Origin of the sequence: Leptospira kanakyensis, from assembly GCF_004769235.1 — a bacterium.
In the GTDB taxonomy this organism is placed as follows: Bacteria; Spirochaetota; Leptospiria; order Leptospirales; family Leptospiraceae; genus Leptospira_A; species Leptospira_A kanakyensis.
In genome coordinates this window covers 166,705-191,259 of record NZ_RQFG01000005.1, presented here as the reverse complement: position 1 = coordinate 191,259, position 24,555 = coordinate 166,705, and the positions used below count along the sequence as shown (strand labels likewise).

The window sequence follows — 24,555 nt, the reverse complement described above, 5'->3', positions numbered from 1 at the left end:
TTATGAGAAGAAATATAGTCCACTCGGGTGCTGACGCACTCATTTACGAAATCCGCCAGATTGTAGCCCTAGCCAAACAAATTGAGGTTATGGGAGTTAACATTACCTGGGAAAATATTGGAGACCCCATTCAAAAGGGAGAATCCGTTCCTAATTGGATGAAAGACATCGTCAGTGGGCTTGTCGCCCAAAACAAATCTTGGGCCTATACGGCAACGCAAGGGGATGAAGCCACTCGTAAATTTTTAGCAGCAAAGGTCAATGAAAGAGGTGGAGCTCAAATCACATCTGAGGATATTTTATTTTTTAATGGCCTCGGAGATGCGGTTGCAAAAATTTTTGGATTTATGAGAAGAGAAGCAAGGATTCTTGGTCCTTCTCCCGCATACTCGACGTTATCTTCTGCTGAAGCAGCGCATTCTGGATATGAACATTTAACTTACGAATTAAATCCTGATAACGATTGGATGCCCGACCTAGAGGACATCGAAAATAAAGTAAAATATAACGATTCAATCGCAGGAATTCTACTGATCAATCCTGACAATCCAACAGGTGCTGTTTACCCAAAAGAAGTCATGCGAGAGATTGTCAAAATTTGTGAGAAGTATGACATCATTTTGATCTGTGACGAAACATATGCCCATGTCAATTATTCAGAATGGGGAAGTATTCATTTATCAGAAGTGATTGGTGATAAAGTTTGTGGATTTGCACTTAGATCCATCTCGAAAGAATATCCATGGCCAGGTGCTCGTTGTGGTTGGCTTGAGGTGTTCAATCGCAAGAATGATCCAACCTTTGAGCGATACATAAAATCATTGTTAGATGCAAAAATGTTGGAAGTTTGTTCGACAACTCTTCCGCAACTTTCGATTCCACTTGTTTACTCGCATCCTGAATTTTTAAATCATTTAAAGTTTAGAAATCAGAAATTCAAAAAAAGAGCAGAAAAGGCAACTTCAATCCTTACTGGAATTCCAGGTGTGAAAGTCATCCAACCAAAGGGAGCTTTTTATTTAACAGTTCTTTTTGAGGATGGGGCATTAAAACCACATATGACCCTTCCTATAGCAAATACTAAGGTTGGTGATTTTGTGGCACCACTGATGGAGAAAGCAGCCCTTGATCGAAGGTTCGTATTGCATCTATTAGCTTCTGCTGGTATTTGTGTGGTTCCACTAAGTTCTTTTTGTTGTAATCGAAATGGATTTCGTGTCACCTTACTTGAGGAAGACGAAACAAAGTTTGAATGGATTTATACCACACTCGCGGAAAATATCAGGAAGTATCTAGCATCCTAAATGAATTCTCGCGGTAGATATAAAATTGGAATTTTTGATTCGGGGCTCGGTGGGCTTTCCGTACTCCGCACATTGTGGAAAGAAACTTCCAATATTGATTATATTTATTTTGGTGATTTGATTAATTCTCCCTATGGTCAAAAATCCAAATCGGAAGTGTTAGAACTTTCGAAAAATGCATTTGAGTATTTGATCGAAAAAGATTGTGAAGCTGTGTTATTTGCTTGTAACACGGCCACCTCAGCAGCAGCAGATTTTCTTAGGGCAAAACATTCAGTTCCCATTTTTGGAATGGAACCTGCTTTAAAACCAGCCGTGACCCAAAATCCTGGTGTTAAAATTGCTGTATTTGCAACAGACCTCACTTTAAAAGAAGATAAATTTAAAAACTTAGTATCTGGGTTTCCTTTAGGAACAGAAATACTTCCCGTCCCTTGTGAAGGTTTAGCAAAACTTATCGACAAAGATCTTTGGGAAGATGCATGGAATCTTTTTGATTCCAAAATCAAAACCGTAGTGAAGGATTGTGATATTTTTGTGTTAGGTTGTACTCACTATATTTTTTTAAAAGAACGTATTTTATACAATTACCCAAAAGTAAAAGTATATGATGGGAATTTGGGAACCACTCTTCATATGAAAAAAATTCTAAATCTCCCCGATTTCCAAGAGAATAAAAACCAATTAGATATCCTTCTGAATACGTCAGATTCTGATTATGTACATCTTGCTGGAAGGATTGCAAAAACAATCACACCCAACCATACTCTCTCCCTTATCAATACTACTACAGGAAAACTCCATGTCTGATCCAAACAAAGTTACATACAAAGATGCAGGTGTTGATACCGAAAAGGGACAGGAGTTTGTAAAAAGAATCAAAACAAATGTAGCTTCCACTCACAACAAAAATGTATTGGGTGGACTTGGTGGTTTTGCCGCATGTTATGATGTTAGTTTCTTAAAATCATATAACGAACCCATCCTTTTGTCCGGAACAGATGGTGTTGGAACAAAACTCCAGGTGGCACGTTTATTAGACATTCATGATTCCGTTGGAATTGATCTTGTGGCAATGTGTGTGAATGATATTCTTGTGAATGGAGGGAAACCTCTGTTTTTTCAAGATTACATTGCTTGTGGTAAACTTTTTTTACCAAGAATGGAAGCCATTGTATCAGGAATTGTAAAAGGTTGTCTTTTAGCTGATTGTGCTCTTGTGGGTGGAGAAACTGCAGAACACCCGGGTGTGATGCCTGACGACGAATACGATTTGGCAGGTTTTGTAGTTGGTGTAGTTGAAAAACAAAAGATGATTGATGGAAAATCCATCAAAGCGGGTGACTCTATCATCGGACTTGGTTCTTCTGGCCCACATAGCAACGGTTTTTCGCTCATTCGTAAGTTGTTACTAAAGGATGGCAAGTTACCTTCCTCCTCTTCTGAATTAGAATTCTTAAAAGATCATGTTTTTAAACCAACTAAGATCTATGTAAAAACGATTCTTTCTTTAATCGAAAAGATTTCAATTAAAGGGATGGTGCATATTACAGGTGGCGGTTTTTACGAAAATATCCCTCGGGTATTACCGGCTGGTATTGGTGCTGAAATCAATTTTCTTCCCGAAAGTTATGTTTTTTCTAAATTAGAAAAAGATCATAGTTTAGATCGTCATGATATGTTTGGAACTTTTAATATGGGGGTCGGTTATATTTTGGTTGTTGATTCAAAAATTGCAGACTCTGTTATGACCGAATTACAGATCTTAGGTGAGTCGGCATATATAATCGGAAAAACAGATAATACGGGTAAAATTTCGATTAAGTAATTAAGTAGTTAGAGGAAATCTAACTTTAAAAATAGTCCTTCCTGGCATTGATTCGAATTCAACATTTGCATTGTGTCTGTTTGCGATTTCTTTAACAAGATACAATCCAAGTCCAAGACCATCACCGGTAGTTTTTGTTGAGAAAAAAGGCATAAATATTTTTGAATGGTTTTCTTGTGGAATCCCAATTCCCGAGTCTTCAATTTCTATATATACAACTTCGGATCTTTTAAAACTTCGAATCTGTAATGTGCCTTTGGCTGCTACCGCTTGGATGGAGTTCCAAATGATTTGGCTCCAAAGTTGCACAAGATCCCCTTGGATACATCTAACATTACCACTGTATTCTAAGTTAAGTATTAGATTGATATCTCTTAAAAAATGTTCTTTATATAACGAAACTGCAGAATGAATGGTGTCTGATAATGAATAATCACTAAGTTCGAGATTTGATTGTAGTCCTGCAAAGTTTTTTAATGTATAAGTAATTTTAGAAAGTCTTTTGACTGAATATAAAATATGTTCTGATGATTGTTTTACTAACAAAAGTCTTCGTAGTATTTGGAAATCTTCGTGGTTACGAATGACTGCTTTTATTTTTGTTATGACTGCATTGGAAAGATTTCGGATTCCTGAATCAACAAATAGTTCCGCCAGTTCTCCTTCTAAAGGAACCGAGTGGATTTTGAAATTTTCTACCATGGATTTACGAGCCTGCCGATTCGATAACCCTGTTAGAATGCGAAGGCCACCTGGGTCGGTATCAAGGATGAATTGTATTAGTTCATTGATACGAATACTTGACTCATGGATTTTTTCTTCTTCCCATTCTGATATCAAGGTTTCCACAGATGATTTAATCATTCCAATTGGATTGTTGATTTCATGTGCGAGTCCAGAGACTAGTTGGCCAAGAGAAACCATCTTTTCGTTTTGAATTAACTTTTGTTGTGCCTCTCTTAATGCAAATAGAGCAGAATTGAGTTCAAAGTTGCTCGCTTGGAGTTCTTTGGTTCTTGCCTTTACTTTTTCTTCCAAAGATTTGTTAAGTTCTTTTAGTTCAATTTCTGCTGATCGTTTTGAAGTTTGGTCAATTCCAATCCAAATGATTTTTGATGGTTCATTGCGATTGTCGCGTATGATTCCAAGTCTCCATTCTAAATATAAAATGCGATTGGAAGTGGTTACACAACGTAAGATCAAACTTTCTGCAATTTTCTGGATTTCGTTTACATCATCCAAAACTGCTTTCAGATAATCGCGATCTTCCGGAAGTAAAATCACATCTTGAATGTAATTCCCGATGACTTCGTTTTTTCGAAGACCTAAGATTGATTCTGTAGCTGAATTGATACTTTCAATAAGTCCTTTTGCATCGGTTAAAAGGATTAAGTTTGCTGCATTGTCAAAAACAGTTGTATTTAAGTTTTTTTCCTGGAGTAAAGAAATTTCCGTTTTTTTTGATTTTGTGATATCAAGAGCAACCACATCAATGCGTTTTTCAATTCCTAAAATATCAAAAGAAACATTTACATAATGTTCCGTCCAAATAAGTGAACCATTGGCATGGATCATTCTTAAGATTATGGGTGAATTGCCAGCATAAAGTTCTGAAATTTTGTGTTGGTCTTCGGGAATGACAATGTCTTTAAAAAAATCTGTATTATCGTAAAAGTAACTTAATCCGTAACCGGTAATCTCCTCCATTTTCGGGCTGATGTATGAGGTTCGAGGTTCTGGTAAAAATTCAATATTATAGATAATGGCTGGAAGTTGGTTATACATAATGAGCAAACGAACGTTTACATCTTTGACAGTTTTTTGTAATAACTCTAACTCTCCTAATGATAGATTTAACTTATTCGTTTGGATATTGAAGTTAAATAAAATACAACCAACTCCAAATAAAAACATAAATAAGGTATTTATAATATAGCCAATTGGTCTATACCATTCTAAACTAAAAAGATAAGGAAAGGTGATTCTTTGTGCCGCAATGATGAGGCAGACTGTTAGGAAGAAGATTCGAAAAACTTTAGGGTATGTGTCTAGACTAAAAACAATGATTCCAAATAGAATCAGAGCACTTGCATTAAAAACGGAAGAAGGTAAGGCTTTCCAAAAAAAACTTAGATCTGTTAAAAGAAACGAAACAAATAATACATAAATAAATACGGATAAAAAGTAAATATTAGAAGGATGAATTCGTTTGCTGGCAATGGGAAAAACGGCAGCAATCAATAGGTAAGAACCAAAGATCGAACAACTTTCAGAAAAGAAAAAGAATATAATTTCGTTTCCGTCACCAAAAAGAAAAAGGGAAAAATTTCTAAAAACTAAAACTGCTAGAAAAATGGCTGTGTAACCAAGACGAACTTCTGATCTAGATTGTTTTGAAAGGAAATAAATGATAATTGCCATCGAGGTGTTGAATACCACCGAGATGACCGTCACGGCAAAAATTACATTTACTTCAAAAGGAAGCATCGTTCTCAAATAACTCCGCTACCTGTTTAATCAACTCTTCATTGTTAAATGGTTTTACCATCCAGGCATCGGCTCCATTAAACAAGGCATTGGAAATAATATCCGGTTTGTTTTCTCCGGATAAAACGATGATTTTAAAATCTTTGTTTTTGATTATTTTTTTGGATTCTTGGATTAGGTTCACTCCACTGAGTCCCGGCATATTAAAATCAAAAATTCCTAACCGAATGGAAGGGTCAGAATTTAGAATTTCAATAGCTTTTTCTCCCGTATTACAGGCTTGTACGGAATGTCCTTGGCTACTGAGAGCTAAACGGACAATGTTTAAAACCGTTGGAGAGTCGTCTACTACGAGGATCGATGCCATTTTGTTTTGTTGTTAAGTAAGTTGTGAAATTAATTTGAGTAAGGATTCGTTTGCAAATGGTTTTACAAGCCAGCCCACAGCTCCAGCAGCTTTGCCTTTGTTTTTCATTTCATCACTAGACTCAGTTGTTAACATAACAATTTTCATGGACTTCCCATTTTCAGTTTTTAGAGTTTTTTCAGTCAGCTCAATTCCTGTCATACCGGGCATGTTCACATCAAAAATTCCTATATCAAATCCTGTAGCTTCTATCTTTTGAAGTGCTTCCATTCCGTTGGATGCCGAAGTAACTTCGTGACCTTCCGTTGTTAACACCAAGTTCAAAATTTTTAACACCGCCGGTGCGTCATCTACTGTAAGTATTCTAGCCATTTTTATTTCTCCTCTTCTATTAATGGGAATCGAATCGTTAAACATATATCTTTTGTGTTTTCATTTCTAAAATTGTTTTCAATATTATAGATTTGAACGTTTGCTTGGTGTTGGTCCATGATTTTTTTTACTAATGGTAATCCTAAACCAAATCTGAATTGTTCGAATTTAGCATAACTATCATCTACAACTGATGAAATTCTAAAAAAGGGTTCAAATACAAAGGATTCAAACTTCTCAGGGATACCATTGGTTCCATCATTATTTTGATAAGCAGGATTGATTACCTTCAATTCCAAAAAATTTTCTTTATGAAAGAAAATTAAATAAATTACATCCTTATCTCTTGAATATTTGATTGCATTTAAGAAAATTTCTCGAACTACGTATGAAAGTTTTGTTTCATCGAAGTGGATTTTTTTTCCAGATACAGAAGAAGGAATTTGGCTTAGATTTATCTTTTGTGATTTGATATCCAATGCTTCGTTTAGAAACTCTGCTTCATTTTGGATGATCGAAAGTAGTTTTGCCGGTGATTCCATATTTTCCACAAGCATTTCATCATCAATTACTGATTGTGAAATCGACATACTATCAAACATACTTTTGGCAGCTTCATAATTTTCAGAAAGCAGATCCATTACCGGTTTGGGAATGGAATAATTTTTTCCCTCCAAGTCTAGTTTGCTTTTTGAAATCAGAATACTGACAACACTCATCAAAGTTCCAATCCCACTACCTTGGAATAAATTAATATTCATTTGGTGGATGATGTCGGCGGCAATGTTCTCGTTTTCTTTATGTGTAAGAGATTTTTTCCAATCAAAAATTTCCACCATCCTTTTGTAGAGGTGGTTTTCTGCTTCGTAGATCAATTGTGACTTTTGTTTTGTTAGTAAATATTGAAGCGAACGATCCAATGTAATTTGTAAGTGGCTAACATCAATTGGGGTTTGGATGAAATCATAAACTTTATGTTGTTTTAGTAGAGAAGCAGTAACGTCCCATTTTGTGCTATCGGTGACGAGGATGATGAGTGTGTAAGGATGGTTTTTTACAAACTCCGTAAGTTTTTCTTGAGCCTCAGGGTTTTCTACATCTGTGACATGAAAAATTAAAAAGTGAAATTTACCTTCATCCAGTGTTTTTGCCACTTCATCTAGTGAGTGTACCCTTTCGAAAGTATATCCAATTTCTTTTAATGTATCTGCTAGTGAATCAGTATGTTGAGATTCAAGAAACAAACTATGCGGAATCATAAGGATGCTACTTCCTTTATTTTATCAACAATATCACCGAGTGGGACTTGGTAGGAAACTGCTCCTAATTCATAAGCAACTTTTGGCATTCCATAAACTACACAAGTTTCTTTGTTTTGTCCAATGGTAAGGCAACCTTGTTCTTTGAGTTGCAACAAACCTTTGGCTCCATCACTTCCCATCCCAGTTAAGATGATTCCGATACTATTTCCTGCAATTTCTTGTTCGGCAGCGGATTCAAATAATACGTCAACAGAAGGTCTGTGCCCGTTTTTTTTATCTGTCTGAAAGATACGTGTATAATATTCGGAACCTAGTTTTTGAATTCCTAAATGGTAATTTCCTGGAGCAATATAAACATGACCTAGTTGTAAAAGTTCTTTATCTTTAGCTTCTCTGACTTGGATTTTAAGCTCTGCATTTAATCTCTGTGCAAATAGGGCTGTAAAGTTTTCTGGCATATGTTGGGCAATGAGAATTGGTGGGAATGATTCATCTACCTCATCAAGTAGTTTTCGTAATGCAGTTGTTCCCCCTGTAGAAGATCCAATTAAGATAAACTTTCGTTTGAAATTTGTTTTTAGTTTTTCTTTATTTGTTGGTGGAAATTTGGTTTTGAGAGCAATGCTGATGTTTGACTTGTTAAAGTTTAAACTTTCGTTAAGTTTCGAAAGTAAGTCTTCTTTTGCTTCGGCTAAACTTTCTGGGGTTCCAATTGGTTTTGTAACATAATCAAAAGCACCTGCTTCTAGTGCTTCTAATGTAATGGATGCTCCTTCTGTTGTGGAAGAGCTAAACATGATGACAGGCATTGGATGTTGCGGAAGTAATTTTTTCAAAAAAGCAATTCCATCCATCCCAGGCATATGTACATCTAAGGTCATCACTTCTGGTTGTTTTTCTACAATTAAGTCTCTGGCTTCAAAAGGATTGGCCGCTTCTCCGATGACTTCCCAGTTTGGATCAGACTCAATCCAACGTTTGATCATACTCCTAACAGATCTTTGGTCGTCTACAACGATGACTGTATGTTTTTTCATATAGTCACCGAAGTTAAATGGCTGCTGATTAACTTTCTAACATCCAGAATTAAACCTGCATGGCCATTACCAAGAATGGTGCAACCGGCAAGACCGTTGATATTTTTGAAAATGGGTGATATCGGTTTGATGACGATAGATTGACTTCCAAGAATTTCATCAAAAACAATACCCATTTGTTTTTCATGTGATTCTGTTACGATTACGTATTTTTCCTTTAATGACCTTTGATCGTTTAGATCCGAATCTTTTCCAAACAATAAATCAATATCTACTATGGAAATTTGATTGGTTCTGTATTGGATACTATGATTATTTTTATACAATTCGTTAATTGGTTCATTAGTAACGTATAAAGATTCTTTTACATCAACAGAAGGTAAAATAAAATAAGTGTCTGATTTGCGAACTACAAGCCCTTCAATGATTGCTAAAGTTAATGGTACACGAATGAGAAATGTTGTCCCTTGTCCATAAACTGAAAATACGTCCACAAATCCTTTGAGTGTGGTTACGTTTTTTCTTACTACATCGAGACCAACACCTCTACCGGAAAGGTCTGTCACTTCTTTTGCTGTGGAGAAGCCGGGATGAAATAAAAATTCCCAAACTTCTTGGTCCTGTAAAATTTCTGCCTCCGCGGGTGAGGTAAGTCCGAGAGACATGGCTTTGTTTAGAATTCTATCCCTGCTTAATCCTTTTCCATCATCCCGAACTTCAATCCAAACTTCTTTTCCCGATTGAGTGGCAGTGAGTTGGATGCTGCCCTGTATTTGTTTTCCCGCTTCTTTTCGTTCTTCGGGTGTTTCTAAACCATGATCAATGGCATTACGGATGATATGGACAAGAGGATCATACATTTCTTCAATAATCGATTTATCGATTTCTGTTTCTTCTCCAGAAATGATGAGTTCTACTTGTTTCCCTGTTTTTTTTGCTGTATCGCGGACTAATCTTTCCATCCTTGAAAAAACACCGGCAATGGGAACCATACGTAAACTAAGTGTGATGTCTTGAAGATTCCGAATTAATTTTTTTAACTGTAAGGCTGTTTTTTGAAAATTTTCTAACTTTAGTTTGGTGATGTCAGGATGATCTGTGACCATAGGTTCTGTGATGACAATTTCACCAACAATATCTAACAAAGAATCCAACTTGTCTGTATCGATGCGGATGTCTTTTTTTACAATAACCTTCTTCTCAGTTTTAGAACTATCTTCTTGTTTATAAACGGTTTCTTTGGGTAGAGTTTCTGTCGGTTTGTGGAAAAGACCAAATTCTTCGTTGGTAGATGGGTTTTCCTCCTTTGAAAATAAACCAAATTCTTCCACAATCTTTGGTTTTGGATCTTCTGTAAAAAGTCCAAATTCTTCTTTTGGAATTTCTTTTGCGGGTTCGTTTGTAAATAGTCCAAACTCTTGTGACGAAGGTCTTGTCGAAGGTTCTTCTTGTGTATGAGTCAGTGAAATTCGAATTGATTCATTTTTTTGATTGAGTTTGTTAAGAAACTGCGTTTGTCCTTCTGAAAAAAAATCTCCACCTGTTGGAGAAGATTCTTCATGTTCCACGAGTTCATTTAAGTAATCCAATGCTGTGATTAAAAATTCGAGAGTGTCTGCGTCTTGGGCTTCTGGATTCTTTCTCAAATAATCCAGAAGGTTTTCGGCAGCATGTGCCATTTTCACAATGGCAGTGAGTCCAAAAAAACCAGAACTACCTTTTACGGTATGGAAATGTCTAAACAGAGTATCGAGAAGTTCTCTATCTACCAAACTTCCATCTAACGTTGATTTCTCGAAATGGAGTAATTCCTTCTCGATATTTTCAAGTGTTTCTCTCGCTTCGAGTAGATATTCTAAAACATCATCTCTTTCCATGGACTAGGTTCCCGGAATATCCTTAATCAAATGAGCCTCTTCTTGTGTGAGTAATCTTTGTAAGTTGATTAAAATTTTGACACTGTCTCCCACACGGCCTGTGGCATAGATAAATCTAGATGATCTGGATTCGCCTATTTTCGGAGCCAAATCAATATTCTCTACGGGGATTCTCACTACATCGTTGACTTTATCAACAATGAGTCCTAGAGGTAATCCATCTAGTTCAATGAGTAATACACAAGTTCTATCGTGATATGCTTTGAATGCGATATCAAACCGTAATCTAACATCCATAACAGGAATGATTTTCCCTCGAATGTTGATGACTCCTCTTAAAAAAGGAGCTGTTCCCGGGATCGTTGTGATTGCAGGAAGGGCTAGAATCTCTGTTAGATGGCGCACTTCAAAAGCATAGTCTCTCTCTTCGAGACTGAAACAAAGATACAAATCTTTCATTGTATCTTCGTTTGCATTTAAATCCCATGACTTTAATGTCTGACTCATAATCTGGCCTTACAATACAATTCTAGGTTTTTCCACTCGGGCGAGGGCAGTTGATTTTGAGCTATCCTCTTTGAGTTTGAAACCCATGATGACGGAACGCATAATTTCCACTTGGCGTTTCAAAGTTTCACTGGAAGCTGCTACTTCTTCTGCAGAAGCTGCTGTAGTTGAAGTAACAGTTGTTACCTGATCTATCCCTTGTGTGATTTGTAAAACGGCTGACTTTTGTTCATGGATCGAAAGAGCTAAACCCTTTGTTAATTCACTTACGTTTTCAGCACTTTCTGAAATTTGCCCAAGAACTTCGGCAGTTTTTTCAGTGGCTTCATTTCCCAATTTTACTTTTTTCATGGAGGATTCAATGAGAAGGGTAGTTTCATCAGCGGCATTGGCACTTTTTTGTGCTAAATTTCGGACTTCTTCTGCCACCACTGCAAATCCTTTTCCATGTTGTCCGGCCCTTGCCGCTTCTACAGCAGCATTGAGCGCAAGAATATTTGTTTGGAAGGCAATGTCATTGATGACTTTGTTTATTTTTGAAATTTGGTCAAAAGAATTACTAATTTCTCCCATAGCAGAAACTAAATCTTTCATTTTCGAATTACCCTCAATTGCTTGTTTGGCGGTAGATTCAGAAAACTCTGTCATTTGTTCAGCATTTTCAGCATTTGCTAAGAAACTGTTGCTGATCTCAGTAAGTGTCGCGGAAATTTCTTCTACGGCACTAGCTTGTTCACTTGCTGCTTCAGAAAGAGATGTACTGGCATCTGCTAGTTGTTGTGCACCCAAATCAACTTCTTGTGAAGTGAAATACAATTTTTCCACAACGTCAGATAAGTTGACGAGCATTCGTTTGAGGCTTAAGCCCAATTGATCACGTTCTGATTTGAGAGACACATCGGCACTTAAATCAGAATTGGCAATCCGTTCTAAGTGTTCGGCACGTTCTTTGATAAACGAAACAAGTTCCATAAAGGCTTGGGAAAGCTGTTGGATTTCATTTCCGTCTAATTTTTTTCCGTTGGTAGATCTTTTATGTTTAGTATCCAAGTCGACATCCAAATCTCCAATGGAAACGGTTTGGGCTACTTCCACGATTTTTTTCATAGGGGCTGCAATCGAATCGGAAAAGAAGATAGCGATGACAAAAACTAGGATAAATGCGATGATCACAACGGATGAAACAATAACAAGAGAACTTTCAAATTGTTCTTCAGACTTATGATACTCTTCCTTTGCCACTTTGAGTTGAACTCGAATCAAATCATCTAAGTGATGTGTGAGTGGTTCAAAGATGGGATACATATCCACAGTTACAAACTTTTCCAGTTCCACTTCGTTTCTGGTTTCTAGTAACACTTTCAGTTGTTTGACACCGGCTTTGAGAGGAGGAAATTCCTTTTCCATCTGATCGATGATCGCTTTTTCTTCCGGAACTAAATAGGTTCCGAGATACACCTTCCAGATTTCATCTGCTTTCGTTTCCGATTCCCGAATGGATTCTAATGCTTCCTCAACAGTGATTTTTTTTGCTCGGACTTTGTTTGCCGAATCGACAATTCCAATCAAGTAAGCATCTGATACTTCTTTGATCTGGCTAATCGGCACCACGCGGTCTTCGAATACGGTGTGAAGAGAGGCCAAAATTTGACGAGCCGAGTAAAAACTCGCACTGGCAACAACAATCATTAATAATATGGTTACCATAAACGCCAAAAGTAGTTTGATCCGAATTTTTAAATCATGAATCCATTTCATAGTTTTTCCTAGAGGTGGACGGAAATATACTTCGTGTTTTATTTTAGTCAAGCTATTCCTAATATTAAAGGATAAAAATCTGATTAGTTTAGATTGAGTTTAAAATGTTTTTGAATATCCTAAACTAACATAGAATAAATGGGCAGGGATATTTTGTAAGGTATATGTTTCTCGTAGCCAAGTTTTGACATAAGCATCCCTTAGGGAATTCCCAGTGTCTATTTGTTCAATTGCGTTTAAAATTGAGGTATTGTACGCACCATAAACGCGAGAGGGATTCGTGACTTTTCCATCTTCAGAGCTACGATTCCAATGTGCTTTGTTGGGATCTCCACCTGCATACCCATAATAATTATTGGTATCCCAAAGGTATAAGTCAGGTCGGAAGATATGTGCGAATTTAATAAAAAAATCACCAAAGAAAAAGGAAGTTGATGTTGTGATGTCTTGGATTCCGTACCGATTGTCCACCGCATTATTGCCCATAGCATACCCAAGGTTGAAATGAGGCATAATTCGAAAAAATTTTTCTTCCCGAAAGGTATAAGATCCACTGAAAGAAAGATAATTTTTCCCGGCCATTAACCCTCCATTCTCAGTTGAGTATTGGGTGAAATACGAAATGGTTGGTTTGAATTTTTTTAAAAAAGGAAGTTGCCAATGTACAAAGTATTCATGCCACGTAAGCCTACTGATTGCGTTGGGATTATTCGCATTGAATGTGTTATTTGGTCCTCCTGAAACATTTGGATTTTGTTTTTGTGTGCCGGGTGAGAGTAGGGAGTTAGGAGTTTTTTGAAAGGTGTTATAAAACCAAATCCCAACGGCAAACTCCCCTAAGGAACTAGGATCAAAATGATAACTCATTGAAAAAAATAATCCATCGACCCGTTTGTTCCCATTGGGTTCTTTTTTGGGTCCATACCCTTGGTTCGGGCTGTATCCTAAACAGGGATCGGAACCTTCTGCACCGGTAGAAATTTTGTTATGAAGAGACTGGACACAAGGGTCTTGGTTGTAGGGATCATAAGATTTGGTTTCTTCTCCTAGGTATGAAGGGCCAACTCCACCGGGCCTAGATTGTAAAATTCTTTTGTCGGAATCAATATCGTCTCTATTGGTGAGTTGGAAATTTCCAAAGAGTGACCATTGGAATTTTTTTTCTGGAGACCATACGTTGATTGAAGGTTGGAGGGCAGGTGCATAAGTAAAACTTTGGTATGCTGCACCATTCCTACGATTTTGTGATTCTCCTACAAAGGAGTTACCTCGCCAAAGAAAGTCCGATACAATTTCCGTATTTGTTTCTACGATGAGAGACTTTGTTTCTTCCGGTTTGGGTTCTGATTGCACCGGGATTGAAAAAAGTAAAATTAAAAATAAGAAACTAAGGATTTGTGGACTTAAGAATGGTTTGGAATGTTTCACGGAACCTCCTTCCTCCTTCTCCTTTGATCGGATTTTGTAATAATATTTCCGAACCCGCCCCAGTGGAAAGAATGACCTTATAATCTTTTTTTAATATTAAAACATGAATGTATTCTGCAAATGCTTCCGCATAGGTATCATCTGCATTGGTTGCTGCATACAACGATACAAACCCCGTATTCTTAAGTTTTTTATAGAGAAATTTACCTTCTGGGAATAAGGATAGTGTCGGTGTTTTTTGATAGAATTTGATTTTGTTTCTTTCGGGAAAAAAAGTAGCTTCGTAAGGGGAATAGGTTTCCGACCACCAAATCCCATCAAAAAGAGGAAATTTACGAAAATCCCTTTGTGGTTCGGAAAAATCAGGTGCATGGCCTTGGGTAATTGATAAAATATGACCTAGCTCATGTAAGATGATGAATCGAATTGCGGATTCTTTGGAATTACTATCATCCAAATGAATTTGAATCGAATATTCATTGGAAGGAAGAAAAGCAGTAGATTCTTTTTTAGAGGCCCAGTCGTTTCCACCATCTCCAAGTAGATCGGAATCTAAAAAAATAATCCCACCAATTGCTTTGCCATGATCATCTCTTACAATTCCAGTAAGGCCTGTCGAACCCAAATCGGTAACAAAATAAATTCCATAAACAAGTGAGTCAAAAAGATCATTCACTTCTTTCGGAAATGATTTTTGGATATTTGTAAGTTCCAATTTCCAAGAAGATAAATCTTTTGTGGATTTCGGTATGTCTTCGATACCATCGATGGCGTTGATTGCGGTGAGTGTATCCAATCGTTTTGGATCCAAAGGATAAACTCTAGTGTTCCATGTTCCCTGTAAAGACGGTAGGGTTTTCCTTTGTAAACCAATATTGTTTTTGGCCCAATCGGCATAGGGATTGGGAGGAAGTGAGAAGGACTGGGGGGAACATGTCCAAAAAAGGAGAAGAAGTAAGGATATGATGTAAGGATTCGATCTCATTTGCCGATTGTATTTCTATATGAAAGGATTTCTCGGTCTATGCTTTTTTTTACCAGGGATTCTTTTCGCCGAAATCAATCCCTGGAATTTACGCCCCGATGTGCGTATATTAACTAGAAAAGAAGTGTCTCATATTGTTTTGGAATCTAGGCCTGACCACTTTCGCGTCACATTGATTGTTTCAGAACGATTCCCTTACAATTACAAAGCATTGTCCCACCCCTTTTTCTTTCGTATGGAAGATGAGAAAAAAGCCTTCGAACTTGCGAATCAAATGGACAAGTATTTGGATACTGGAAAAACTTTCACCATCACCTTGAATGGATCGGAGATCCAAACTTTGGTATGGGGAGAACCCTGATTGACACGTTCGTTTTATTTATACTTTAAAGAAATCTTCCGTAAACCTACTAAATCAGAATGGGAAATATTAAAATTAGTAGAAGCCCGTTATGATAAAGAATATACATTTTATATTTTTATCACACATGTCATCGTTTATTCGTTACTCATAGCCCCACCGTTCTCAGACATTCGAATGGAGGTTTTACCTTTTTTACTTGGTGTGTCGATTGCAAGACTCATTTTACTTTTACAGTTTTATACAAAGAACATTCCCATCCAAAGAGTCATTTACTTCAGTGGGTTTGTGGGTGATGGATTGGTATATGTTGTTTTTATGTTGGGAATCCATTCCTTCCCTTCACTTGGGAGTTTTTATTTATTAAATTCTTATCTCATGTCTTTTATTTTCCCCATTCTTTTGTATAGTACGAGACTAGATCCCAAGGCTTGTATTATTAGTGCTTCGTATTTTTCTATCTTACATATTATTTATATTTTTAACTTACCTTCCACTGTTGCAGATCAGTTTTCTTTTTTTAGTAAATACTTTTTAATTTTGGTATATTGGGGAAGTGCAGCCCTTGGCACCGTTTTTGTTTTAAATAAAAGAAAAGATACAACAGACATGTACAATCTTTCTGAAGAAAAAAGATTTATGTTACACGAGTTGGAACTGGCAAAAAAAGTACAAGATGCACTTTTTCCTGGGAATATCAAAATTCCAAACTTAGCATTTACTTATTATCGCAAAAGTCCCAATGTCATTGGCGGAGACTTTTTTGATTTTGTACAACTCCGGGAAGGAAACGTAGGAGTGTTTTTAACAGATGTTGCGGGGCATGGAATTTCTTCAGCGATGGTTGCTTCCATCATGAAGGTACTTGTTTCTACCATTCCTTATCGTTTCAAAACAGCACCTTCGAAACTGATGGATTATTTGGATGACCGTCTGGCTCACGACTTAAACAAATACCATGCTTCGGCAATTTATCTTTTCTTTGACTTCATCGAAAAAAAATTAACTTTGGGAAACGCAGGCCACCCTTATTTAATTTTAGCACATAAAGGTGAAGAATACCAAGAGTTAGAAACCCAAGGTGCGATCCTCGGATTTAATATCAAGATCCCGCCAATTGCAGAGAAAACTTTACCCATTGCTCCTGGAGATCGTTTTTTTATCTATACAGATGGACTCATTGAATCCACAGATCCCGAAGGGAAATGCCTTGAAACAGAAGGATTACTGGCCCTCCTGAACCGCCATAGACAGAGTACAAACATCAAAGAACTAGAAATCAATCTTTTACATGAGTTAAAATCCAACTATGGACTGGATAGTTTTTCTGATGACACCATGTTTCTCATATTGGAAGTAGAAGAATAAGGAGAATTCATTTGTCTTTTTTAGATATCCAAATTAAATCCAATTTTGCAGTAGTTACCATCAAAAGGCCAGAAGCCTTAAATGCACTGAACGATGTTGTCATCACAGAAATTGGTGCCATGGTTGACGAATTAGAATCCAACAATGCCGTTCGTGGATTCATTCTTACGGGCGAAGGAAAGGCCTTTGTTGCAGGAGCTGACATTGCAAAAATGAAAGAGTTTAATGTCAGAGAAGGACAGGCTTTTTCGGAACTAGGCCAAACTGTATTTCGAAAAATGGAACTATCAAATCTTATCTCCATTGCTGCCATTAACGGATTTTGTTTGGGTGGTGGGATGGAACTTGCTATGGCATGTGACATTCGTTATGCGATTACCTCTGCAAAGTTAGGTTTGCCCGAGGTAACTCTTGGTTTGCTTCCTGGATTTGGCGGATCCCAAAGACTTCCAAGACTCATTGGAGTGGGACGTGCGACAGAACTCATTTTATCTGGGGATATGATTTCTGCGGATGAAGGTTTCAGATTAGGTCTTATCAATAAAGTGACAGACCCTGCAGAACTTCTAAACGAATCAGAAAAAACACTATCGACAATTCTTTCTCGTGGACCTAATGCGATTAAGGCGGCAAAAACTGCCATTCGCCAAGGGTTGGAAACTAATATGGATGGTGGTTTGGAATGGGAAAAACAACTTTTCGGTGGTAGGTTTGCTGACGAAGAAACAAAAGAAGGTCTTTCTGCCTTCCTAGAAAAAAGAAAACCAAACTTCAAAGGTTAATTTATGAAATCACGGATTGGAATTCTAATTGTTCTCTTAACGGTTTCTTTTTGCAAACAGGCAGAATCCTTTCCGTCCCAAACAAACACTCCCGAGATTCTTTTCGGTAGTGTTGCCGATCGTGTTTTAAAATTAGAAGTTGCTAACACTCCCTCAACCAGGGCAACGGGACTGATGTACCGAACCAAACTTGGTGAGGACGAAGGAATGTTATTTGTTTTTCCTCGTCCCGATCATTTAAGTTTTTGGATGAAGAACACTCTCATCCCTCTATCGATTGGTTATTTTTCAGAAGATATGCGACTTTTAGAATCATTCGATATGAAACCCAACCAAATAGAAGAAGTATATAACTCAAGAAAACCAGCGATGTATGCTTTGGAAGTCAACCAAGGTTGGTTTGCAAAACACAAAATTGGAAAAGACGCTGTCCTCACATTGGAACGAAAGGTTTCTGCCCGAGATTAATTTTTCTCTTTTTACTTGAATCTCTGAAACCCATGGTTAGTATTTTTTACCATGGTTGTCAACAATCCTCGTTTAATTACCCTTTTATCAGAAGAACAAAAAGCCGACTTAGCTTCGATGGAAAAACAATTTGCCCATCATCTGGAATATACCATTGGTAAAAACAGATTCAATTTAAAAAACGAAGATATCTACAAAGCTCTTGGGCACACCATTCGTGATTTTTTAATCGATCGTTTGAATGTGACTCACGAACGTTATCGGAATGAAAATCCCAAACGAGTGTTTTATTTTTCATTAGAATTTCTCATGGGTCGTACTCTCATGAATGCCCTCATCAATCTCGGGTTATACGAAACAATCCAAACTATGCTCCGAGGGATTGGTTTTGAGCTAACAGATGTTTTAGAATTTGAGACGGATGCGGGACTTGGGAACGGTGGGCTCGGGCGACTGGCCGCTTGTTTTTTAGATTCTATGGCAACTCTCAATGTTCCTGGATTTGGGTATGGAATTCGTTATGATTATGGAATTTTTAATCAAATCATTGCGAATGGAAGCCAATTAGAAATGCCTGACCATTGGGATGCAGATGGGGTTCCTTATGAAGTCGTTCGTTCTGATATTTCCTTTTCTGTTGGTTTTTTTGGTCATACAGAAACTCGTGTTTCCGGCAAAGGAAAAATTCAACATGACTGGGTTCCCGATGAAACGGTTCTTGCATCTGCTCATGATTATCCTATTCCAGGATTTAACACGAGTACGGTGAACTATTTAAGGCTTTGGGCCGCCAAATCTTCTGAAGAATTCAATTTAGATTATTTTAACCACGGTGATTATATGAAAGCCGTACAAGATAAATCAATATCAGAGAATATTTCCAAAGTATTGTATCCGAACGACACCACCGAACAAGGAAAGGTGCTAAGGCTGAAACAACAATACTTTATGGTTTGTGCCTCACTTCAGGACATTCTAATCCAATACCGAGAAACAACTTCCAACTTAAAAGATTTATCCGATTATATTTCCATCCAATTGAATGATACCCATCCCAGTATCGGGATTGCGGAACTGATGCGAGTGTTTCTAGACATTGAAGAAATGGATTGGGAATCTGCTTGGGAGATTGTCACTAAGGTTTTTTCTTATACCAACCACACTGTTTTACCTGAAGCTTTGGAAACATGGAGGGTAGAACTTTTTGAAAAACTTTTACCAAGACATTTAGAAATCATTTATGAGATCAATCACCGGTTTTTAACTGAGGTTCGAAACAAAGGAGTATTGTCAGAAGAAGAAATTAGACAAGTTAGTATCATCGAAGAAGGAAACGAAAAACGAATTCGAATGGCAAACTTGGCTGTGATTGGTTCCTACCGCGTCAATGGAGTTGCCGAGTTACATTCCGAACTCATTAAAAAAACAATATTCCAAGCCTTTACCAAAGTATTCCCTGAAAAATTTAATAACAAAACAAATGGGATCACACCACGTCGTTGGTTACTCCAATCAAATCCAAGTTTGGCGAATCTCATTTCCAAACGAATAGGAAACGAGTTTACAACAGACCTTTACCAATTAAAAAAATTGGAATCTTTTGTGGATGATGCGGACTTTCAAAAGGATTGGCAGATAGTAAAACAAACGGCCAAAGATGATTTGGCAAAACTCATTAAAAGTGAAACAGGAATTTCTATTAATCCAAAATCACTCATTGATGTACAAATCAAACGATTCCATGAATACAAACGCCAACTTCTCAATATATTAAGGGTGATTGCTTTGTACAGAAGGATCAAAGAAAATCCGTCTCGTGAAGTGACACCACGTACAGTGATTTTTGGTGGAAAGGCGGCTCCTGGATATTATATGGCCAAACTCATCATCAAACTCATCAATAATGTGGCTTGGGTCATCAACCGTGATCCAGATGTGGCAGACAGATTAAAAGTAGTTTTTATCCCAAATTACCGAGTGAGTTTAGCAGAGAGAATCATTCCTGGTAGTAATTTATCCGAACAAATTTCGACTGCGGGAACAGAAGCATCCGGCACAAGTAACATGAAATTTATGTTAAACGGTGCTTTGACCATTGGAACTTTGGACGGTGCCAACGTAGAAATTTTGGAAGAGGTGGGGCCTGAAAATATCTATATCTTTGGGCTCCATACAGAAGAAGTGTTTCGTTTGAAAGAAGCCGGATACCAACCTGCCGATTATATTCGTAAAAATGACGAACTCCATAGAGTGCTCCTCATGATCCGCGAGAATTTATTTTCTATGGGAGAACCTGGGATCTTTGGCCCCATCTACGATAGTCTTTATTATACGGACAACTACCTTCTCATGGCCGATTTTGGTGCGTATGATGAGGCCCAAAACTTGGTCGCCAGAGATTATTTGGACGAAACTACTTGGACAAAAAAATCCATTCTGAATGTGGCGCGGTCTGGTAAATTTTCCTCCGACCGCACGATTCGGGAATATGCGAAGGATATCTGGAAGGTCCCCCTTCTTGACACAGTTCCACCCAAAACTATCTACAAATTGCCACAAAACTGAATCGACATAAAAGAACTCAGGTTATATTGTTCCAAGGAAAGGGTTCCAAATGAGTAAAGGTTATATTATATGTGTCGATGATGAAGTATCGGTATTGGAGACGCTTGCGGAACAACTTCTGGCTCGATTTGGCGAATCCCATATTGTCGAGACTGCCAGCAGTGCCGAAGAAGCGCTTTCCCTCATCGACGAAATCATCAGTAGCAATGACATCGTAGAATTGATTGTTTCTGACCAAGTGATGCCTGGTATGAAGGGAGATCGATTTTTGGAACAAGTGCACCACCGCGCTCCCGATGCGATCAAAATCCTTCTGACGGGTCAGGCGGGACTTGATTCTGCAATTTACGCCATTAATAACGGGGGACTCAGTCGGTATGTCGAAAAACCTTGGAACATTGAAGAACTCTCCAAAGACATCAAAGACCTACTCGATAAGTTCCGACAAAACTTGGAAAACCAACACCTCATCCAAGCCCTCAACCGTCGCATCCTCGAATTGGAATCTGGACAACAGTAAAATACAAATTCTCATCTTAGGACTCATTTTCCTTTCTCTTTCGCCAATTTTTGGGAAGGAGAAGGAACTCAGTCCTGAACAAATCGCCAAAAAAAAAGAAGTCCTTTCTAAAATGGTTCGTTATGGAACGAGCCAAGAAAGAAAACAAGCGTTATATGAACTAACTCGATTTCCCAAAGAAACCGCAGGCGAACTATATACATTAGTGGGTGAACAATTAAAAACGGAAAAAGATATGGGGATGAAAATAGTCCTCTTAAAAACCGTTGGTGATTTGGATTTAAAAGAAAATAAAGATACCATCATTTCTCTTTTTGAAGATTCCAATGAAGACGTAGCCAAACAAGCAGTCACTTCTGCAAAAAAAATGAAATTGGCAGAAGCAACAAATCCCTTACTTGAAAAAGTAAAAAAGGAAGATTTTACAAAAAACTCCAATTCACTCAGTCTTTATATCAGTGCTCTTGGTGAATTACCAGATGGTAAAGTGGCAGCTCCATTCCTTGAAACCAAATTTCGGGAAAAGTTTAACAATGCCGATATGCGTGGCCAAATTGCTTTGTACTTTGGTGCTGTGTTATATGCAGAGGCAGAGTCGGCGCTGATAGAAGTTGCTTTTGACGAAATCCAACCGACAACTTTACGTTGTTATTCGATGAATACACTTGGAAAGTTAAAATCTGAAACCGCTAAACCTAAGTTGTATGAACTATTGGATTCTTTAAAAAAAACTGCTGGAAAGTTGGATGCTAAAAAAGCCCAATCCTTAAAAATTTATGCCATCGGTGCTCTTGTTACCATGGGTGATAAAGAAGTATTCCAAGAACTAAATGAATTTGCTCGTGATGATGACAGTATGGTGCGACTGCGCGCCATTGAATTTATGGGAAGTTTGAAAGATCCCAAAGCATTAGAATTATTAGAATACAAACGAGACCGAGACCCAAGTCCGAAAGTACAAAAAGCAGCCAAAAAAGCCATCGACCAAATCAACGGAAAAGAAACGGCACAAGAAGAAGAAAAACCATCAGAGGATAAACCGGAAGAAGAACCCAAATGAATTGGAAAACATTCACTTCTCTTTTTATCTTTATTTTTGCTGTTTCCGATACAGTTCTTTTATCTGAAGATAATGGTCGTTATACGGGCCCAATTTCTCGTTCCGAAAAAAGAATTTTGGATGGGAAAACTGAGTTTCAAAAATCGGGAACTTTTCCCTTGGAATGGAAATTGTTTTTTAAGGGCAAACAAGGGGATTTTGTTGTTTTTTACGACTTAAATGGGGATGAAATCCACTATCGTTATCGGCGAAATAAATTTGATTTGGATGCAGAATTTTTTGTGAAGGATTTGTTTCCAGGAAACCCTTACCGTGTGAAGGGGGAATGGATTGGTTATTATTTTTATTCTGTGGATGAAAGGGGGAAACGTTCCTCTCTTCCTACCCCTAAAAAAATCCCAGCTGATCCTAAAGAATTTTCTGACAGACAATCGGTTCCCATTTTTAAGTTAATTGAATACATCGAAGTCCGTACCGATGACCTTCTCTATTAAAAATCAATTTTTTGTAATAATTGAAAATTAATAAATAAAATAGGATTTGGATCGTTTTCCTTTTCCGAATAACTTACGTTGAGTGATAGAAACGGACTCACCCATTTGAGTTTGATGATTTCCTGCCTGTCGGTTAAGTTGATATTAAAATCGGTGGCGTAGGTCCAGTTTTCAAACCAGGCCCTTGTTTTGGGTTGGCCTTCTCTGAATATACCACTTAATTCTAATAAGTTCCCTGTTCCAATGGGGATTGCCAATTTTCCTTCCCATTGCCCTCCGTTTTCTCTGGATTCAAACCCAATAGAGACAACTGCCTTTTCTTTTCTCCATTCATAAAATGCGGCCCTTCCCATTTCATTCCAATTATAATTTCCTGATTCATTGTATTCTCTATACCTATAAATTAAGTTTCCCCATTCACTGACGAAACAGGGAAAAAATCCAGACCTTCCGTTCTCATACCGATGGCCTTCCGTGGAACTTAAAAATTCAGATCCAACCAAGTGTTGGAAACTCATTCTAGTATAACCTAAGGTTTGTGGGATTTGTGGTCTCACTTCTTCCGGAGATATCATCCCATAGAGTAAAGGTGAATCTCGGTATACGGTAGCATCTAAAAAAAAGTTTTTTTCAGGGGATTCTGATTTTAAATAAACAAATCCAACTGATTCTTTTTTGTTGAATATGGATTCGGATTGGATTCTGTGTGAACCTAAGTTTTGCGGATTCCAAGAATCATTTACATAGAAACTGGATTTGTTATCTCCCCCCGACCAAACTCCCGAATAGGATTTGTTTGGTGATACAAAATAGACTCCCGGGTAATTAGAATATGAACCTGCATGGTAAACCCCAAATTCATATTCCTTACTATCATATAACAACCGGTAACCGAGGAAATTAGAAAACAAAATGGGTTGGGGTAGGGGAGAACCGATTCGTTCCAACTGTGAATAAAAATTTGGATCCTTGGCAAAATAAAAATGGGGAATGGGTTTGTACCTGTTCCCTGAAGTGAATCGGAATTGTTGGAAAGTTAGGTTTGTTCCATAGGAAAAATTTTCATCTCGTTTTTCTAAAATCCAAATCTGTCCTTTGTATCTTCCACCGAGGAAAACGGCAGAGTGGTTTTTTTCTTCTCTTGGTAGATACCGGACATCTAGGTTCTGGTAACTCATCCCAAAAAAAAGTTCCAATGACGGATCGTTTGTGTTTTTCGAGAACACTGAATTCCCTTTTGTATCCTTTGGTGGAGAATCCTTGGAATGGTTTTTATTTGTGTGGGAGCCAAACGGAAACTTGGAATTACTTTTTTCGGTTAACAAGTGTTTGTTTGGATAAAGAGAAATTTGTTTTTCTTTCCAAACTTTGGAAACAAGAGTCGCATCCTTTCCTTGGAGGGATTTTTTCCATTTTAAAAAATTTTCGGGTGGTTGTTTGGCTTTTTCCTTCCAAGCGGCGGCCAAATGGGGAGGAAACCCTGCCGCTAAAAGTTCTGAAATGGAAACTTGGTCAGGCTTTTTTTCTACAGCATACAAACTCTGTACGAAACAAATCCACAAAATAACCCCAATTTTCTGCCAATCCACCAGGATGGAGGTCTGAAATTTCGCTTTTTAGCCCTCATTCCTGTTGCTTTTTTTAGAAAAGGGACATATTCTAATCCTCCCAATGAAAAAAAACACCGGAGTGCGGATTTTGTCCCAGGGGAATGCTAAATTTATA

At 37.6% G+C, this 24,555-nt stretch carries 22 protein-coding genes; 11 read left to right on the top strand and 11 right to left on the bottom strand.

Annotated features, from left to right (window positions below; translation table 11 throughout):
• Positions 1–2 precede the first annotated feature (2 nt).
• Genes EHQ16_RS01495 through purM form a run of 3 tightly spaced genes read left to right on the top strand, consistent with a single transcriptional unit; the run spans position 3 to position 3,132 of the window.
• Complete coding sequence (locus EHQ16_RS01495) at positions 3–1,304, top strand: pyridoxal phosphate-dependent aminotransferase (protein ID WP_135637003.1); 1,302 nt, start codon at positions 3–5, stop codon at positions 1,302–1,304.
• Positions 1,305–2,114 carry a glutamate racemase gene (gene murI / locus EHQ16_RS01490; protein WP_135637005.1) on the top strand — a complete coding sequence of 270 codons (810 nt, stop codon included), beginning with the start codon at positions 1,305–1,307 and terminating at the stop codon, positions 2,112–2,114.
• The gene (purM, locus tag EHQ16_RS01485; RefSeq protein ID WP_135637007.1) at positions 2,107–3,132 is read left to right on the top strand and encodes a phosphoribosylformylglycinamidine cyclo-ligase; all 1,026 of its coding nucleotides are present in this window, start codon (positions 2,107–2,109) and stop codon (positions 3,130–3,132) included. The genes murI and purM overlap by 8 nt, the downstream gene beginning before the upstream one ends.
• Here the strand turns inward: purM and EHQ16_RS01480 are convergent, their stop codons facing one another.
• From EHQ16_RS01480 to EHQ16_RS01435, 10 genes are all read right to left on the bottom strand, one after another.
• Complete coding sequence (locus EHQ16_RS01480; RefSeq protein WP_244241873.1) at positions 3,133–5,553, bottom strand: PAS domain-containing protein; 2,421 nt, start codon at positions 5,551–5,553, stop codon at positions 3,133–3,135.
• 52 nt (positions 5,554–5,605) lie between these two features.
• Positions 5,606–5,986 carry a response regulator gene (locus EHQ16_RS01475; RefSeq protein WP_135637011.1) on the bottom strand — a complete coding sequence of 127 codons (381 nt, stop codon included), beginning with the start codon at positions 5,984–5,986 and terminating at the stop codon, positions 5,606–5,608.
• A 12-nt stretch (positions 5,987–5,998) separates the two neighbouring features.
• Positions 5,999–6,358: a response regulator gene (locus tag EHQ16_RS01470; protein ID WP_135637013.1), complete on the bottom strand. Its 360-nt coding sequence runs from the start codon at positions 6,356–6,358 to the stop codon at positions 5,999–6,001.
• A gap of 2 nt (positions 6,359–6,360) precedes the next feature.
• A complete protein-coding gene (locus EHQ16_RS01465; protein WP_135637015.1) occupies positions 6,361–7,617 on the bottom strand; it encodes a hybrid sensor histidine kinase/response regulator in 1,257 nt (418 codons plus the stop codon).
• Positions 7,614–8,657 (bottom strand): protein-glutamate methylesterase/protein-glutamine glutaminase, encoded by a 1,044-nt coding sequence (locus EHQ16_RS01460; protein WP_135637017.1) that lies wholly within the window; start codon positions 8,655–8,657, stop codon positions 7,614–7,616. Before EHQ16_RS01460 ends, EHQ16_RS01465 begins: the two co-directional genes overlap by 4 nt.
• Complete coding sequence (locus EHQ16_RS01455; protein ID WP_135637019.1) at positions 8,654–10,534, bottom strand: chemotaxis protein CheA; 1,881 nt, start codon at positions 10,532–10,534, stop codon at positions 8,654–8,656. The genes EHQ16_RS01460 and EHQ16_RS01455 overlap by 4 nt, the downstream gene beginning before the upstream one ends.
• 3 nt (positions 10,535–10,537) lie before the next feature.
• Positions 10,538–11,041, bottom strand: coding sequence for a chemotaxis protein CheW (locus tag EHQ16_RS01450; protein WP_135637021.1), 504 nt, complete (start codon positions 11,039–11,041; stop codon positions 10,538–10,540).
• A 9-nt stretch (positions 11,042–11,050) separates the two neighbouring features.
• Entirely contained in the window at positions 11,051–12,799 is a 1,749-nt protein-coding gene (locus tag EHQ16_RS01445) for a HAMP domain-containing methyl-accepting chemotaxis protein (RefSeq protein ID WP_135637023.1), read from the bottom strand.
• 99 nt (positions 12,800–12,898) lie between these two features.
• Positions 12,899–14,227: a hypothetical protein gene (locus EHQ16_RS01440; protein ID WP_135637025.1), complete on the bottom strand. Its 1,329-nt coding sequence runs from the start codon at positions 14,225–14,227 to the stop codon at positions 12,899–12,901.
• Positions 14,187–15,212 (bottom strand): hypothetical protein, encoded by a 1,026-nt coding sequence (locus EHQ16_RS01435; RefSeq protein WP_135637027.1) that lies wholly within the window; start codon positions 15,210–15,212, stop codon positions 14,187–14,189. Before EHQ16_RS01435 ends, EHQ16_RS01440 begins: the two co-directional genes overlap by 41 nt.
• A gap of 19 nt (positions 15,213–15,231) precedes the next feature.
• Between EHQ16_RS01435 and EHQ16_RS01430 the strand changes: the two genes are divergently transcribed.
• The 8 genes from EHQ16_RS01430 to EHQ16_RS01395 all read left to right on the top strand — a co-directional run bounded on the left by EHQ16_RS01430 (position 15,232) and on the right by EHQ16_RS01395 (position 22,830).
• On the top strand, positions 15,232–15,573 hold the full coding sequence (locus EHQ16_RS01430) for a hypothetical protein (protein WP_135637029.1): 342 nt from the start codon (positions 15,232–15,234) through the stop codon (positions 15,571–15,573).
• Positions 15,574–16,941, top strand: a complete 1,368-nt coding sequence (locus EHQ16_RS01425) for a PP2C family protein-serine/threonine phosphatase (RefSeq protein ID WP_135637031.1) — start codon at positions 15,574–15,576, stop codon at positions 16,939–16,941.
• A gap of 5 nt (positions 16,942–16,946) precedes the next feature.
• Positions 16,947–17,723, top strand: coding sequence for an enoyl-CoA hydratase-related protein (locus EHQ16_RS01420; RefSeq protein ID WP_425269949.1), 777 nt, complete (start codon positions 16,947–16,949; stop codon positions 17,721–17,723).
• A gap of 3 nt (positions 17,724–17,726) precedes the next feature.
• Entirely contained in the window at positions 17,727–18,191 is a 465-nt protein-coding gene (locus EHQ16_RS01415) for a DUF192 domain-containing protein (protein ID WP_135637035.1), read from the top strand.
• A gap of 51 nt (positions 18,192–18,242) precedes the next feature.
• Positions 18,243–20,756: a glycogen/starch/alpha-glucan phosphorylase gene (locus EHQ16_RS01410; RefSeq protein WP_135637037.1), complete on the top strand. Its 2,514-nt coding sequence runs from the start codon at positions 18,243–18,245 to the stop codon at positions 20,754–20,756.
• A 49-nt stretch (positions 20,757–20,805) separates the two neighbouring features.
• A complete protein-coding gene (locus EHQ16_RS01405) occupies positions 20,806–21,276 on the top strand; it encodes a response regulator (protein ID WP_135637039.1) in 471 nt (156 codons plus the stop codon).
• 112 nt (positions 21,277–21,388) lie between these two features.
• Complete coding sequence (locus tag EHQ16_RS01400) at positions 21,389–22,336, top strand: HEAT repeat domain-containing protein (RefSeq protein ID WP_244241872.1); 948 nt, start codon at positions 21,389–21,391, stop codon at positions 22,334–22,336.
• Positions 22,333–22,830, top strand: coding sequence for an LIC_11959 family protein (locus tag EHQ16_RS01395; protein WP_135637042.1), 498 nt, complete (start codon positions 22,333–22,335; stop codon positions 22,828–22,830). Before EHQ16_RS01400 ends, EHQ16_RS01395 begins: the two co-directional genes overlap by 4 nt.
• Here the strand turns inward: EHQ16_RS01395 and EHQ16_RS01390 are convergent.
• Positions 22,827–24,392 (bottom strand): hypothetical protein, encoded by a 1,566-nt coding sequence (locus EHQ16_RS01390; RefSeq protein ID WP_135637044.1) that lies wholly within the window; start codon positions 24,390–24,392, stop codon positions 22,827–22,829. The two genes, EHQ16_RS01395 and EHQ16_RS01390, sit on opposite strands and share 4 nt — an antisense overlap.
• Positions 24,393–24,555 lie beyond the last annotated feature (163 nt).